We start from the raw sequence: 14,919 nt of genomic DNA, 5'->3' as shown, positions 1-14,919 counted from the left end.
GCCGCGGTCAGGGCGCGGCGGACGGCACCCGCGGCGGCGCGGACGCATCCGCGGCGCGCGGCACCCGCGGCGGCGGCCGGGGCCGTGGCCAGTCCGCGGCGGGCCAGCAGCGGTCGTCGAACCAGCGCGGATCCGGCCAGGGGTCGGTCACCGTCTACAGCAGCGACACCGGGTACACCGGCGCCGGGCAGGGCGGCGGCAGCAACCAGCGGCGCCGCCGCGCCACCCGCCCGTAACACCCCGTCGTCCGCGCTCCGACGCGGTTGCATCGGAGCGCGGACACCCGGCGCTATCCGGTCAGGGCCAGGCCCTCGCCGAGGAAGTACGCGCCAAGGACCAGCAGCACCACCAGCGTGATCGCGGTCATGTTCCTCTCGATCCACGCCCTGGTGTCCCCCAACGCCGAGTCGATCCGGTGACCGGCGACGATGCGAACGCTGAGTGGCACAATCACGCCCGCCGACGCAAGCAACGCGAATACCGCCGCCGCACCGGCGGACTCGGCGGACGCGAGCCGAGCGGCGCCCAGCGCCGCACCGGCGCTGACCGCGAGGGGAATGTTCTTCACGACGAGCAACCCCTGCGCGACGCCCAGACCGAAACATCCGATCGTGCCGATGCCGTCGAGGCGATCGAGGAGGCCGGGCTTGCTCGCCTTCCCCTCCGAGTCCGACCGCTCCGGTGCGGGCCGTTTGATCCAGGCCACCGCGGCCAGCCCGAAGAACAGCGCCGCGAACACCAGTTGGACGACGTTGATGCCGTCCGCGGTCTGCTCCGGGTGGTCGTCGTCGACGGTGTCGATCACCGCCGCCGCGATCGCGGTGATCGACAGCAACGCGAGGAACCACCCGAGGCCGAACAGGGACGTCTTGATCCTGCCTCGGTCACCGAGCAGAAGCACGATCGCGGTGGTCACCGCGAAGGGGCTGAGCGCCAGCCCCATTGCGTAGGTCGTCGTTTCTCCCACCGCTGACCACATGGTCATGCCGCCTTCATTTCTCACGTGCCCGTTCGATACTCGCGCCGACACTACGCCCGGCACGCACCATGCCGCCCGAACCATCCCCCCGGTCGCCGGATAGGGTCGCACCTACCTGTCAACGCGGTTGGAGAAGCACGCCCATGGTCGCACCATTCGCAGTCACCCACGTGTCCGTCGTCACCGGCGACGACGTCGGGACCGTTCACTCCGACTGGACCGTCGTCGTGAATTCGTCGGGCACAATCGAGTACGCGGGGCCTGCCTCCGATGCCCAGATCCCGCCCGGATACCGGAGCATCGACGGCTCGGGCCGCTACCTGCTGCCCGGCATCATCAACGCGCACGCCCACCTGTTCGCCGACGGGAAGCCGCTGCCGAAGATCTACACCCGGCCGCGGACCGCCCTGCTCGCCACCAAGTTCCTGCACAGCCCGCTCGGACGCCGCATGCTGCGGCGCCGCACCAAGACCAATCTGCTCACCCAGCTGCATACCGGCGTGACCACCATCCGCAGCGTCGGTGACGTCGGCGACGAGGTGATCGAGGCCAGGGACGCCATCGAGCGCGGCGAGTACGTCGGCCCCCGCATCATGCCGTCGGGTCCGTTGATGGCGATCACCGGCGGTCACGGCGCCCCGCAGATCGCGCACGTCTGCGACGTCCCCTCGCAGGGACGCCGGTCCACCCGTGAGAACCTCGATCGCGGCGCGCAGACCATCAAGATCTCCGCGACCGGCGGGGTCACCGATGCCACCGAGGTCGGGCATGCGGGCAAGCCGGAGATGAGCGAGGAGGGCATGCGGGCGATCTGCGACGAGGCGCACGCCCGCGGGGTGCTGGTCGCCGCCCATGCGCAGGGAGTCGAGGGGGTGATCGCGGCGCTGCGCGCCGGTGTCGACACCATCGAGCACGGCAGCAGCATGAACGACGAGGCGATCGCGCTCTATAAGGACAACCCGAACTCGCTGCGCGGCTACTCGGCGATGATCCCGACGCTGCAGGCCTGCCTGCCGCTGGTGAAGCTGCCGCAGTCGGTGACCGGCGCCGATGACATCGTGCTGGCGAACGCGAAACTCGTTCTCGACGAGATGGTGTCGGGCATCCGGTCGGCCCTCGACAACGGCATCGTGCTCGGCATGGGCACCGACTCCGCGGTGACCTATGTGACGCACTCGAACACCTGGCGCGAGCTCGACCTGCTGGTCCGCTACGGCGGCCTCACCCCGGTGCAGGCGCTGCACGCCGCCACCGCCGCGAACGCGCGGATCCTCGGCCTCGACGACCGGATCGGCTCAATCGAGGACGGGAAGGACGCCGACCTGGTGCTCCTCGACGGCAACCCGCTCGAGGACATGCGTGCCCTCGCCGCGCCCCGCGCGGTCGCCGCCCGCGGCACCCTGATCGAGGACCTGCGCCCGGCCCGGATCCCGGAGATCGACGCCCGGTTCGACACCTTCTAGACGCCGTGGATCCCATCCTGGCGACCGTCCTGGTCCTGCTCGCCGCGATCGTCGCGTTCGTCACGAACAGGGTGTCACCGGCGGTGGTCGCGCTGGGGGTCGCGCTCGCGCTGTACGCCACCGGCGCCGTGACATTCGAGCAGACGATCGCCGGGTTCGGCGATCCGATCGTCGTCTACCTGGCCGGGCTGTTCGTGATCAGCGAGGCGCTCGACTCGACCGGGGTGACGGCGTGGGCGGGGCAGCAGCTGACCCGCCGGGTCGGGGATAAGCGGTCGTCGGTGCTGATCGCGCTGATGCTGCTGTCCGCGGTCCTGACCGCGCTGATCAGTGTCAACGGCACCGTCGCCGCGCTGGTCCCGGTCGGGGTCGCGCTGGCCGCCCGGCTGCGGCAGCCGCCGTCGCAGCTCCTGATCCCGCTCGCGTTTGCCGCGCACGCGGGGTCGATGCTCACCATGCTCGGCACCCCGATCAACGTCCTCGTGTCGGAACTGTCCGTCGAGGCCGGATCGCGGCCGTTCGGCTTCTTCGAGTTCGCGCTGGTCGGGGTGCCGTTGCTGATCGGTGTCGTCGTGATCGTGGTGCTCCTCGGGCCACGACTGCTGCCGCACCGGTATCCCGCGAACGCGCCCCGCAACCTCGGCGATCACGCCGAAACACTCGCCCGCGACTACGCACTGCCCCCGGACTCCGCCCGCATCGGCTACGAGGACGGCGTCATCGAGATCGTGATCCCGCCCCGGTCCCCGTTCGTCGGCGACCTCGTGTACCCGGGAATGCGCACCGAGTCCGGGGAACTGGTGGTCACCGCCGTCCGCCGCGGCGAGGACCGTATCGACCGCACCCACTTGCGCACCGGCGACATCCTGGTGCTGCGCGGCACCTGGGAGGACCTTGAGCGCAAGGCGGGCAACCCCGGCGTCCTCCCCGTCGATTCCCCGGACCGGATCCGGCGGCAGTCCGTGCACCTCGGCGCCCGCTCCTACGTGTCCGTCGCGGTCCTCGTCGCCATGTGCGGGTTCCTGGCGTTCGACGTGTTCCCGCCCGCGATCGTGGTCCTATTCGCGAGCGCAATCCTCGTCGGGTCCCGGGTCGTGACGATGAGCCAGGTGCAGAGTTCGGTATCGCTGACCACGCTGATCGTGGTGGCCGGGATGATCCCGATGTCCACCGCGCTGCAGACCAGCGGTGCGGCAGAGCAGATCTCGTCGGCACTGGTGTCTTGGTTCGGCGCGAGCTCACCGCATCTGCTGCTCGCCAGCATCGTGCTGCTGGTCATCGTCCTCGGGCAGTTTCTCAGCAACCTCGCGACCGTGCTCATCGTCGCCCCCGTCGCTGTCGCCGTCGCGGAGAGTACCGGCGTGTCGATCCTGCCGATGATGATGGCCATCACTGTCGCGGGGGCGGCGTCGTTCCTCACCCCGGTCGCGACCGCGGGCAACCTGATGGTTCAGGACCCAGGCGACTACCGGTTCGGCGACTACTGGAAGCTCGGATTACCCTGCGCCGCACTGTTTGCGGCCGTCGCGGTGTTCCTCGTCCCACTGATCTGGCCGTTCTGAGCCGCGGCCCGCTGACGACCGGACCCGTCAGTCGCCGACGACGTAGCGGTGCACGCCCGTCATGGCCTCGGCACCGCTCACGTGCGCCGGGTCCGCGACGCACGCGCCGAGCCTGCGCAGCGCCGCGTCGCCGTCGAGGCCGGAGCCGATCAGGACCAGCTCGGTGCCGCGGTCGCGGCCCCGGCCCCATGGGGTGCGGTCGAAGCGGATGTGCCGCCCGACGGTCTGCAGCAGGTAGCGCTGGGTGTGGCCCGGGATGCCGAAGTACACCGCACCCTTCATGCGGTACAGCCCGGCGGGCGGGTCCTCCAGGAACCGCACCAGGGCCCGCGGATCGATCGGATCCCTGCTGGTGAACGACACGCTGCGGTACTGGTCGTGCAGGTGCTCGTGCTCCCCGCACTCGTGATGCCGCTCGAGCAGCAGCTCGTCGAGGCTCAGCTGGCGGGGGCCGTCGTCGACGCGGACGACCTCGTCGAAGAGCAGCCGGGGATCGATCCGGCCGTGCGTCGTCTCCAGCATCGGGGATCGGTCGTTCAGGCCGGCGACCCGCTCCCGCACTGCGTCGGCCACCGCCCCGTCGCACAGGTCGATCTTGTTGAGCACCAATAGATCCGCCATCCGCACGTGCAGATCCAGTTCCGGATGCCGCGCGCTGGCGTCGTCGATCCCTGCCGCGTCGACCATGACGACCAGGCCCCCGAAACCGATGCCCGGATTATCGCTGGCGAGGAGCATGCGGACCATCGTGCGCGGCTCGGCGAGTCCGCTCGCCTCGATCACAATGACGTCGAGGTCCGCGCGGGTGAGCCGGTCCAGCATCGCATCCAGCTCACCGACGTCGACGGCGCAGCACAGGCAGCCGTTGCTCAGCGCCACCGTCGAGTCGACCTGACCGGCGACCATCATCGCGTCGATATTGACGGCGCCGAAGTCGTTGACGATCACCCCGATCCGCACCCCGTGGTCGCCGCGGAGCAGATGGTTCAGCAGGCTGGTCTTCCCGGAGCCGAGGAATCCGGCCACCAGCACCACCGGGATCCGCCGCCGTGCCACCCGCTCTCCTCCCGTCCGTCATCACCGTTTCGCTGAAATAGTAGTGAACTCGGTTACGGCAATGTGAACACCGGGTTGCGCACCCTTTCGCGCCGGTGGTTCGCGTCACATCCGCAGGTCTCGGCGTTGCGGATCATCGCCGGGTCACGCTGTAATAACGGCGCCCACAGGGCTTTCGGCACACTCCTCGCGATCTCGCGGGCACTCTTTCAAGGGGTACATGATGAAGTTGACGCGCACCGCGACCCTGGTCGCCACCGTCGGCCTTGCACTGGGCGCGGGCAGCGGCATCGCGATCGCCGCGCCCGCCGAGGGCGGGACGGGATCCACCGCGATCGAGACGATCGAGCGCGCCGCCACCCAGGAGGACGCCAACGGCGCGGTCCAGACCGCGGTCGGCGAGATGACCGTCAAGGGCCTGCGGGAGTGCGGGCTCGGTGCGCTGATCGGCAAGACCACCGACGAGATGAGTGTCAAGAACGTCGCGGTCTTCGTCGGCGCGATGGGCAAGCGCGTCGTCGCCCTCGTCGAGGGGCCCGCCGCCCTGGTCTCGGTCGCCGCGGGCGGCTGCGTCGAACGCACCCTCCTCGCCTTCGACGTCAGCAGCGGGTCCGCCGCGGCGGGCGGATCGGTCGCCTCCCTCGCGCTGGGCGGCTTCCTCGGCACCGGCTCGCTGGCCTCCGCCTCATCCGACACCGGGTCGAGCGCCGCCGGCCTGCTCGACTCCGCCTCGTCCGATACCGGCTCCGCCGACGCCGCCTCGTCCGACACCGGGTCGCTCGACACCGGTTCGCTCGGTGCGGATCTCGAGGCGAGCGGGGCCGTCTCCGACGCGCTCTTCGCCGGTTCCGCGGGAGCCTGATTCACCGAGGTACCCGTCACCGAGCGAGGGCCGGACACCATGCAGGTGTCCGGCCCTCGCCATGTTCGGCGGTGTGTGTCAACCGAGTTCGTCGAGCAGCGTTGCGATCAGGTCCGCGAAGATGCCGAGGTTCTCCGCCGTCGCGAGGTCCCGCATTCCGTCCGGGCCGAGCGTGGACAGCAGCGTCTGGAGTGCGGTGAGCCCCTGGGCCAGCAGGGCCTCGGGCTCTGCCGCACCCGGCCGCTCGTCCGTGCCGGGTGTGCTGGTGGTCGGTGCGGTCGTCGTCGGGGACGCCGGGGCTTGCGGGGCCGCGGCGGCCGAATCGTCGACGGTGCCAGGGTCGGTGGCGGTGGCCGGTGCGGCGGCCTCCGCGGTCGCGGGGGCGCCTGCCCCGTCCGTGCCCATCAGGAAGTCGACGGCACCGACGATGATCGCGACGGCGTGCTTGAGTCGGCCGTCGGCGCTGTCGAGGACCGCCGCGTCGGCGGGATTCGACCCGTTGCCCATCTCCACGAACGCGAGCGGCACCGTGGTCAGCGCGGGTCCGGCGATGTCGGCGCGGCTCTGCAACCCGTCCACCACCCCCGCGTAGTTCGCCGCGGTGAAGCCGCCGGCGAGGTAGGCGTCCCGGATCGCCGTCGACGCGGCGAGCCCGGGGCCCGACTGCACCTCGTCGACCCGCGCGTCGGGGATCGGCAGGGTCGGCACGATCAGGTGGAAGCCGTTCCTGTTGTCGTCCTCGCCCGCGACGGTCGAGTCGGCGTGGATGCTCACCGCGAGATCCGCGCCCGACGCGTTCGCGGCGCGGGCCCGCTCGTCCACGCAGCCACCCCACCCGGTGTCGTCCTGTCTGCTCAATTCGACCGTCGCACCGAGCTTCTCGAGGCCCGCCTTGACGAGTTGGGAGACGTCCCAGGTGACGGTGTGCTCGGGCGTCCCGCCGAGGGTGGTCATGCCGGTGGTCTGGCAGTCCTTGGTCCCGCCGCGGCCGTCGTCGACCTGCCGCGCCAGGTTCTCGTCGTGGCCGGTGCCCTGATGGCCGGGGTCGAGGAAGATCGTCCTCCCGGTGAGCGGGGTGAGCGGTGCGACGGTCGCGGGGTCGGCGGCCGGATCGGCGAGCGCGGTCGGCGGGAGCAACGCGGCGGTCACGGCGACCGCGGAGGCGGCGGCCCCGATGGTCCAGGTGGTCAGCTTCATGGGCGTCGACGGACGCACGACGGGCGGGACGCCCCGGCGCCGCTCTCCTTCCGGCGGGTAACGGCAGCACTGCCACAGCAGTCACTCTTGTCACATGCGGATCCAGTGAAGCACCCGTCGCGCGGTATCGGGCGGCGCGCGCCGCGGTTTCCGGCGAACTGTTGGCGTTCCGTGATCTCGACTCGCACGTTCAGTCGAAGGCCGCGGCGAGGCCGAGGATCACGCAGACCACGACGAAATTCGCCACCAGCAGCGGCCACACGAACCTCAGATACTTGTCGTAGCCCACCTTTGCCATCGCCAAGCCGCCGACCACCACCACGTTGGTCGGCGCGAACAGCAGCATCAGGCCGTGCCCCATCTGGAACGCGGTGATCACCAGATCCCGGCCGACACCCGCAAAGTCGCCGAGCGGGGCCAGCAACGGCATCGCCAGCGTGGCATGCCCCGACGACGAGGGGATCAGGAAGGCCAACGGAATGTTGACCACCGTCACCAGGATCGCGAACACGCCAGCCGACGCACCGCTGACGAGCTGCTCCATCGCGTTGAGCACCGTGTCGAGGGTCTGGGTGTTGTTGAGGATCACCGAGACACCGCGAGCAAGCAGGATCACGATCGCCGGGCCGATCATGTCCCCGGCGCCCTGGGTGATGAGCGAGACGACCCTCTTCTCCCCCATCCGCGCCACCACACCGACGATGATCGCGGCGAGGATGAACAGCATCGCCAGCTGCGGGAACCACCAGTTCAGCTCGAACCAGTAGGGCTCGGTGGCGACCTCGTGGTAGACGTCATATTCGGCCGCGGTCGTGGTGGCACCAAAGATCGCCGACCAGGGGATGACGGAGAAGATCATCAGCCCGAAGGTCAGCCCGGTGATGGCGAGCACGGACTTCTGGACGCCGGTCAGCGTCTGGTCCGGTTCCGGCGCGGGCGCCGCGTGCTCGCCCTCCGCCTCGGTGTCGAAGCCGACGATCGAGCGGCTCGGATCCTGCTGGACCCGCCGCGCGTAGCGGAGCACGAATGCGACCGCCATCGCGGTGAGCACGATCCACAGGACCACCCGCAACACGATGCCGTCACCGATCGACACCCCGGCCTCACCGGAGGCGACGCCGATCGAGAATGGGTTGACCGTCGAGGCCATCGCGCCGGTCAGCGCGCCGAGAATGATCGTGGCGGCGGCGACCATCCGGTCGTACCCGAGGGCGAGCATGAGGGGGGTGAGCAGCGCGTAGAACCCGAAGGTCTCGACGGAGAACCCCATCGTCGAGCCGAGCAGCGAGAACAACACCATGATCACCGTGATCAGCAGCCAGCCCTTGTCCCGCAGCCCGGCGGCAAGGCGGCCGACCGCGACCTCGAGGCTGCGGGTGGCGAAGCTCACCGAGATGAACGCGCCGAGCGCCAGGATGAACAGGATGACGCCGACCGACCCGAACATCCGGCCCAGGTTGTCGGGGTCGACGAACCCGGTACCGGTGTCCTGCAACCCGTAGAGGCCGTTGACGGGCGACAAGATCAGCTGCTGCACCCGCTCCCAGAACGACAGCGGCGCCGGGATTTCGGTGAACGTGCCGGGGATCGGCGCGCCATCGGCGTCGGTGTCGAACTGTCCGGCCGGGATGAACAGCGCCGCGATCCATACCAGGACGGCGACGATCGCGAGCACCGTCACCGCGCCGGGGAACTCGAATTTCTTCTTGGCGACCGGGCTGCTCCCACCCTCGGCCCTGGTATCGGTGCTCATGCCCGACCCCCCCGCGTTGCGGGCGTACTCCTGGAAGAACACGGCCTTGGCGACAACGGCCTTTTCCAGTTCGTCGAGGAGCACCCGTTCGTTGGGGCCGTGGATGTTCGCGTAGCCGTCGGTGGCGCCGAACAGCAGTTTCTCCGCGTGGGGCACCGCGTGGTGCAATGCCATCACCAGCGGGATGGATCCGCCGCCCGCCATCAGCCCGGCGGGTTCGCCCCACGCCTGTTCGAGGGCGGTCATCGCGGCGTCAAAGCCCGGCCCGCCGGTGGGGGCCGAGAAGCCGTTGCCCACCTCACCCGCGGTGACGGTGAGGGCGACCCCGAACGGTCGCTGGGCTTCGAGGTGGCGGATCAGCGCCGCCTGCGCCTGCGCGGCACCCTGATCAGGATGGACCCGCAGGTTCAGTGCCGCCCGCGCCGTGCCGGCCACCGCGTTGATCGAACCCGACACTGACGGCGCGTCGAACCCGATGACCGTGATCGCGGGCCCCGACCAGATGCGTTCACCGAGCCCGCCCGACCCCATCAAGGGGCGGCCGTCGAGGACCTCGGCGAGGGTGCGGAGTTCGTCCTCGGTGTAGGTCGCTCCGGTCCACTGTTCCCGCCGCAATCCCTCGACCGCGACGTCGCCCCTCTCGTCGTGCAGGGTGGCAAGCGCCCTGATCAGCGCGAGCCGTGCGTCGGGTGCGGCGCCGCCGTAGAGACCACTGTGCTTGTCGGTCGCCAGCGTGCTGGCCTCCACCGTGACCACCGCGGAGCCGCGGAGGGCGACGGTGAGGGTGGGCGATCCGGGGCGGACGCTACCGACGTCCGCGATGACCATCGCGTCCGCCTCGAACAGTTCCGGCGCCTCGATCGGGTAGTTGTCGAACGGGCTGCCGAACTCTTCCTGGCCCTCGAGGACGATCCTCAGCGTCACCGGCGGTGCACCGCCCCACACCCGCAGGGCGCCGAGGATGCTGACGATGTTGGCCTTCGAGTCCGCGGTGCCGCGACCGTAGATCGCGCCGTCGCGTTCGGTCGGTTCGAACGGCGGGCTCTGCCACAGGTCCGTGTCGTCGGCGGGGACGACGTCGTAGTGCGTGTACAGCAGCACCGTTGGCGCGGCGGCGGGCCCGGGCACGGTCGCCACGATCACCGGCGCCGTTTTGCCCTCGATGATCAGGTCCTCGATCTGCTCGACACCGGCGGCCCGCAACAACTCCACCACGAGGTCATGGGCCTCGAACAGCGGTGCCGACGGATAGCCGTCCGCGGCAATCGACGGGATCCGGACCAGCCGCGTCAGGTCGGCCTTCAGCTGGGGCATCAGCCCCGCCGCGGCACTCTTGAGTGCCGAATAGGACTGTGCAACTGCATCGGTCATGCCTGCTCCCCTGTGTGACGTGCACCATGCGGCTGTGGGGATTGTCGCCCGGAGAACGTCGGGAGCTCCGCATCTCGCCGCGAATCGATTCCCGTGCCGCGACATCCGGCGGCCACCAGACCCTTGACATCAAGTGCACTTGAAGTAGCACCCTTTGTCGCATGACAACCGAAACCGCCATCACCCTGCCCACCGAGACGGACGTTGCCCGCCTCCGCGACCTCGTCGCCGTCGTGCAGCGCACCCAACGCGCGGAAGACGTCGACGGCTTCCTCGCCCTGTTCGCACCCGACGCCGTGTGGGTCAACGGCGCGGGACGCCGCCTGGTCGGACTCGACGAGATCGCGGCCTTCACCCGACAGGTGCTGCCCGGCGCGATGGCGGACCAGTCCGTCCGCTACGACGTGGTGGACGTGCGCTTCCTGGCACCGGACATCGCGGTCACCAGCGTCGATCAGGAGGCCCTCACGCCGGAGGAGCAGTCGTTCTCACCGCGGCGCGAGGGTCGGCCGACGTACGTGTGGGCTCGGCGCGGCGGCGACTGGCTGCTCGTGCAGGGGCAGAACACCATCGTGGTTCGCCCCGACACGGAGGTCGGCAGTGACGTCTCGGCGGCGGACGCGGCCGCGCTGCGCGCCATCATCGCCAGGGTCGAGGACGGATTCAACCGCAACGACGCCGACCTGCTGCTCGGCGACATCGCACCGGACGCCCGCATCGTGAACGCGGCGGGCATGGAGGCCGCCGGGCTCGAGGAGATCGAGGAGACCACCCGGCGCGGGCTCGCGCATCCGTCCCTCCGCGACGCCACCGCGCACTACCGGGTCCACGGGATGTCGATGCTCGGACCCGACATCGCGGTCGCCAGCAAGCGCGCCTGGTCGACGGCGGACGCGGCCGACCGGGGCGAGGCTCCCGAAATGACGGCGCTGTACGTCTTCGCGCGGCGGGACGGCCGGTGGTGGATCATCCGCAGGCAGAACACGCTGGTCCCCACCGCCTAACCTCGGGCGGTACAGAAAGGAAAGACCCGGTCAGACATTGTCTGACCGGGTTTTCTCGGTGGAGCTAAGGGGACTCGAACCCCTGACCCCCACACTGCCAGTGTGGTGCGCTACCAGCTGCGCCATAGCCCCGTGTTCTGTTGTGCTCACCCGGTGTCCCGGGCTCGGCGGGAGCCTCGGCCGTTTCGGGCCGTTCCGCTCTCGCCTGGAAAAAGTTACACCACCATCGGTCGACGCAACAAATCGGCTGGTCACCGACATTTCCTCCGGAGGCGAGCGCGGGCACCCGCCGGGTGTCCGCGCCCCGCCCGGTCGGCGGTCAGTTCAGCTTGGTGACCCAGTTCGGGTCGCCGAGCGCGTCGACGACGGTGCCGTCGCTGAGGACCACCGCGGGGGTGCCCGCTGCGCCGGTCGCGGCGAGGGCCTCCCGGCCGGTCTGCGCGGCAGCGGCGCCCTGCTCCACCTTCGCGCCGTCGGCGATGCAGGCGGCGGTCGGCTCGTCGGCGCCCGCGTCCTTCGCGAGCTGCGCGAGGTCGGCGTTGCTGTGATCCGTCGTGCCGTTCTCGGCGGGCTGATTGTCCGGCGAGAACAGCGCGGTGTGGAACGCCGAGAACGCGATCGCGTTGCCGCTGTCCGCGACGCAGAGCAGTGCCCCCGCGGCGCGCGACGAGTAGTCGCCGCTCGCCGAGAGCCGGTTCAGAAAGTCCAGGGTGTGGTATCGGACCGCGAGCTGGCCCTCGTCGATCTTCTGGGCGACCTCCTGCCCGTTGGTGTGCTCGAGTTCCGCGCAGTACGGGCACATCGGGTCCTCGAACAGGTCGATGGTGGTGGGCGCGTCGGGGACGCCGAGCCGGACGACGCCCTCGGCGTCGGTGCTCACCTGCACCGCCGCGTTGGACACTCCGCCGTAGCCCTCATTGCGCGGCTTGCTGCGGTTGCTGCTCCACAGCACGCCGCCGATCACGACCGCGGCGATCACCAGCACCGCGATCCCGCCGAGGATGTAGGTCGATCGACTCGACGTCGCCTGCGGCGCCGCCATGACGGGCTTGGTCTTCTTCGTGCTCACTGCTGCGGTCCTCCGGGGATAGTCCGTGTGACAGGCGTCGGTGCCCCCGCCGCCACGTCACAGTGTGGCCTTACTCTGCCACCTTCGGCTGAACGGGAACTGAGTGTCCGGCCCGCGAGCCGGGACCCAACGCGAGGGGGCTGCGGGGATAAACGATCAGCCACGCCGCGAGCACCAGGAACCCGACGTCGCGGAGGATCTCGCGGCCGTAGTCCCAGCCGTCCACGTCGGCGGCGCCGCCCCCACCGAAACAGCCGCAGTCGATCGACAGCCCCCGCGCCCACACCGAGACGATCACCGCGATCAACATCAGCAGCAGCGCCGCCGACGCGACCGCCGTCCAGCGCACCGCCAACCCGACCAGCAGCAGCAGACCCAGCGCGATCTCGGCCATCGGCAGGACGGCGGCGACCGGCCGAACGAGCCCCTCGGGCAGCAGCTGGTAGGCGCGCACCGCGACCACCGTCTGGGTGGGGTCGGCCAGCTTGATGCCACCCGAGATCAGCCACACCGCGGCCAGCGCGACCCGGGCGAGCAGGCTGACGATCGACGTCCAGGGAACTGCACGGTTCGACACGGCCCTCACGCTACCGCCGGCGCGCATCCGGCACCGCCATCGTCGCCGCGCGTAGATTCACGGTCATGAGCGATGCGCCGCACCCGGGCGCCGGCGAGCCCGGATCTCCCCTGCCCCACGGTGCGCTGCCGCACGAGTTCGATCACCGGCACGCCAACGTGTCCGGTGGCTGGTTGCGGGCGGCGGCGTTCGGGGCGATGGACGGCCTGGTGACGAACACCTCGCTGCTCGCGGGTGTCGGCGGCGCGGGTCTGGATGCGCACGCGATCGTGTTGAGCGGGGTCGCCGGGTTGGCGGCGGGCGCATTCTCGATGGCGTTGGGCGAGTACGCGTCGGTGTCGACGGCGAACCAGCAGATCGACGCCGAGGTGCGGGTGGAGGCGCGGGCGCAGCGCAAGCATCCGGTCTCCGAGCAGACCGAACTGGTGGGCACATTCGTGGAGATGGGGATGTCGGAGGCGACCGCGCGGGCGGCGGCCGAGGAGGTGCACCGCGATCCCGAGCAGGCAGTGACGATCCATTTGACACACGAGTTGGGTGTCGACCCGACCGAGAAGCCGTCCCCGTTGGTGGCGGGTGCGTCGTCGTTCCTGATGTTCGCGATCGGGGCGATCATCCCGCTGCTCCCGTACCTGCTCGGCTTCGAGTCGCTGATCGTCGGCCTGACGGTCGGGTGCATCGGCCTGCTGGTGGTCGGTGCGACGACCGCGCACCTGACGTCGCGGCCGCTGGTGTGGGGCGGGCTACGACAGTTGCTGTTCGGGCTCATCGCGGTCGGGGCGACGTACCTCGTCGGCCTGGTGATCGGGGTGGGTGTGCCCGGCTGATCGACCGGCCAGCAGCCAGGCCGCGATCGCGGGGATCGTCAGCGCGCCGGTGACGGCGAACGCGGTGCCGTAGGTCAGTTGCTCGGCGAGCACCCCGGCGACGAGCGGGCCGACGACGGAGCCGACGTCCGATGCCATCTGGAAGGCGGCGAGGACCGGGCCGCCGCGGGCCTTGGATCCGATGACGTCGGCGACGGCGGCCTGCTGCGCGGGGTTCATCAGTCCGGATCCGACGCCCGCGATCGCGGACAGCGCGAACAGCACCCACAGGTTGGGGCTGAACCCGAGGCCCGCGGTGCACAGTCCGCTGACGACGAGCCCGGCGAGGACGAACGGGCGCCGCCCGTACGCGTCGGAGAGGCGCCCGGCCTGGATCTGGACGAGCGCGTTGCCGACCGCGAAGACGGTCAACGCGATGCCCGCGTAGCCGTCGCTGGCGTGCAGCGCCTGCACCACGAACAGCGGCACCAGCGCGACCCGCACCCCGAAGACCGCCCAGCCGTTGGCGAAATTGGACAGCAGCGCCGCCCGGTACACGGGCAGCCGCACGGCCTGACGGAAGGTCATGGTTGCCGCGTCGCTCGACGTCTCGGGGGTGGCGAGCGCGGAGTCCTTGAGCCGGAAGTACACGACGGCCGCCGCGATCAGCAGAGCAACCGCGTAGATGAGGAACGGCACCCGCAGCCCGAACCCGACGAGGGCGGCGCCGACGAGGGGGCCGCCGATGCTGCCGAACAGGAACGAGGTCGCATACAGGCCGGAGACCCGACCCCGGATGTGCGGCGGGGTGATCCGGATCAGCAGCCCGAGCGCGGAGACGGTGAACATGGTGGAGCCGATGCCGCCGATCCCCCGGAAGATCAGCAGTTGCCAGTAGCTCGACGCGAACGCGACCGCCCCGGTGGACGCGGCGACGATCAGCAGCCCGGTCAGATAGGTGGGGCGTTCGCCGATCCGCTGCACCAGCGACCCGCTGGCCGGCGCGAACACCAGGCGCATGAACGCGAACGACGAGATCACGACCGTCGCGGCGAACGCGCCGACGCCGAAGCTGACCGCGAACTGCGGCAGCGCGGGCGCGACGATGCCGTAGCCGAGCGCGATGACGAAGCTCGCGCTCACGAGAACCCAGATCTCGCTGGGGAGTCGGGTGTCCCGGGAGTCGGGGGCGGATTCGGCTGCAGTCATGACCGATCCAA

The 14,919-nt window shown here is 70.3% G+C and carries 12 protein-coding genes, 1 tRNA gene and 1 pseudogene; 6 read left to right on the top strand and 8 right to left on the bottom strand.

Features of this window, described 5'->3' with window-relative positions; genetic code table 11:
* A pseudogene (locus tag ACFWQG_RS07915) lies at nt 1-236 on the top strand (hypothetical protein); the annotation flags it as partial.
* A gap of 53 nt (nt 237-289) precedes the next feature.
* Here the strand turns inward: ACFWQG_RS07915 and ACFWQG_RS07910 are convergent.
* Nucleotides 290-985, bottom strand: coding sequence for a GAP family protein (locus ACFWQG_RS07910; protein ID WP_378507034.1), 696 nt, complete (start codon nt 983-985; stop codon nt 290-292).
* A 137-nt stretch (nt 986-1,122) separates the two neighbouring features.
* Between ACFWQG_RS07910 and ACFWQG_RS07905 the strand changes: the two genes are divergently transcribed.
* Nucleotides 1,123-2,442 (top strand): amidohydrolase family protein, encoded by a 1,320-nt coding sequence (locus ACFWQG_RS07905; RefSeq protein WP_378507033.1) that lies wholly within the window; start codon nt 1,123-1,125, stop codon nt 2,440-2,442.
* Between the two features lie 5 nt (nt 2,443-2,447).
* Entirely contained in the window at nt 2,448-4,004 is a 1,557-nt protein-coding gene (locus ACFWQG_RS07900) for an SLC13 family permease (RefSeq protein WP_378507032.1), read from the top strand.
* Between the two features lie 27 nt (nt 4,005-4,031).
* On the opposite strand, the gene ACFWQG_RS07895 is transcribed toward ACFWQG_RS07900, so the two are convergent.
* Nucleotides 4,032-5,060: a CobW family GTP-binding protein gene (locus ACFWQG_RS07895; RefSeq protein ID WP_378507031.1), complete on the bottom strand. Its 1,029-nt coding sequence runs from the start codon at nt 5,058-5,060 to the stop codon at nt 4,032-4,034.
* 220 nt (nt 5,061-5,280) lie between these two features.
* On the opposite strand from ACFWQG_RS07895, the gene ACFWQG_RS07890 reads away from it, so the two are divergent.
* On the top strand, nt 5,281-5,922 hold the full coding sequence (locus ACFWQG_RS07890) for a hypothetical protein (RefSeq protein WP_378507030.1): 642 nt from the start codon (nt 5,281-5,283) through the stop codon (nt 5,920-5,922).
* A 78-nt stretch (nt 5,923-6,000) separates the two neighbouring features.
* On the opposite strand, the gene ACFWQG_RS07885 is transcribed toward ACFWQG_RS07890, so the two are convergent.
* Nucleotides 6,001-7,113 (bottom strand): N-acetylmuramoyl-L-alanine amidase, encoded by a 1,113-nt coding sequence (locus tag ACFWQG_RS07885; RefSeq protein WP_378507055.1) that lies wholly within the window; start codon nt 7,111-7,113, stop codon nt 6,001-6,003.
* Between the two features lie 196 nt (nt 7,114-7,309).
* Entirely contained in the window at nt 7,310-10,243 is a 2,934-nt protein-coding gene (locus tag ACFWQG_RS07880; protein WP_378507029.1) for a M20/M25/M40 family metallo-hydrolase, read from the bottom strand.
* Nucleotides 10,244-10,404: 161 nt separating this feature from the next.
* Here ACFWQG_RS07880 and ACFWQG_RS07875 point away from each other — a divergent pair, with 161 nt between their 5' ends.
* Nucleotides 10,405-11,247, top strand: a complete 843-nt coding sequence (locus tag ACFWQG_RS07875) for an SgcJ/EcaC family oxidoreductase (RefSeq protein WP_378507028.1) — start codon at nt 10,405-10,407, stop codon at nt 11,245-11,247.
* Between the two features lie 59 nt (nt 11,248-11,306).
* On the opposite strand, the gene ACFWQG_RS07870 is transcribed toward ACFWQG_RS07875, so the two are convergent.
* From ACFWQG_RS07870 to ACFWQG_RS07860, 3 genes are all read right to left on the bottom strand, one after another.
* Nucleotides 11,307-11,379: transfer RNA gene (locus tag ACFWQG_RS07870), tRNA-Ala, on the bottom strand.
* A 187-nt stretch (nt 11,380-11,566) separates the two neighbouring features.
* Nucleotides 11,567-12,316 carry a DsbA family protein gene (locus tag ACFWQG_RS07865; protein ID WP_378507027.1) on the bottom strand — a complete coding sequence of 250 codons (750 nt, stop codon included), beginning with the start codon at nt 12,314-12,316 and terminating at the stop codon, nt 11,567-11,569.
* Nucleotides 12,317-12,386: 70 nt separating this feature from the next.
* A complete protein-coding gene (locus tag ACFWQG_RS07860) occupies nt 12,387-12,893 on the bottom strand; it encodes a MauE/DoxX family redox-associated membrane protein (protein WP_378507026.1) in 507 nt (168 codons plus the stop codon).
* A 65-nt stretch (nt 12,894-12,958) separates the two neighbouring features.
* Between ACFWQG_RS07860 and ACFWQG_RS07855 the strand changes: the two genes are divergently transcribed.
* The gene (locus ACFWQG_RS07855) at nt 12,959-13,720 is read left to right on the top strand and encodes a VIT1/CCC1 transporter family protein (RefSeq protein ID WP_378507025.1); all 762 of its coding nucleotides are present in this window, start codon (nt 12,959-12,961) and stop codon (nt 13,718-13,720) included.
* Here ACFWQG_RS07855 and ACFWQG_RS07850 read toward each other — a convergent pair.
* Nucleotides 13,637-14,908 (bottom strand): MFS transporter, encoded by a 1,272-nt coding sequence (locus ACFWQG_RS07850; protein WP_378507024.1) that lies wholly within the window; start codon nt 14,906-14,908, stop codon nt 13,637-13,639. The genes ACFWQG_RS07855 and ACFWQG_RS07850 overlap by 84 nt on opposite strands.
* Nucleotides 14,909-14,919: the final 11 nt, after the last annotated feature.

The sequence above is a fragment of the Rhodococcus sp. NPDC058532 genome, from assembly GCF_042719255.1.
Lineage (GTDB): Bacteria > Actinomycetota > Actinomycetes > Mycobacteriales > Mycobacteriaceae > Rhodococcus_G.
The sequence above is the reverse complement of the archived record's forward strand: the minus strand, read 5'-3'. Positions and strand labels throughout refer to the sequence as shown.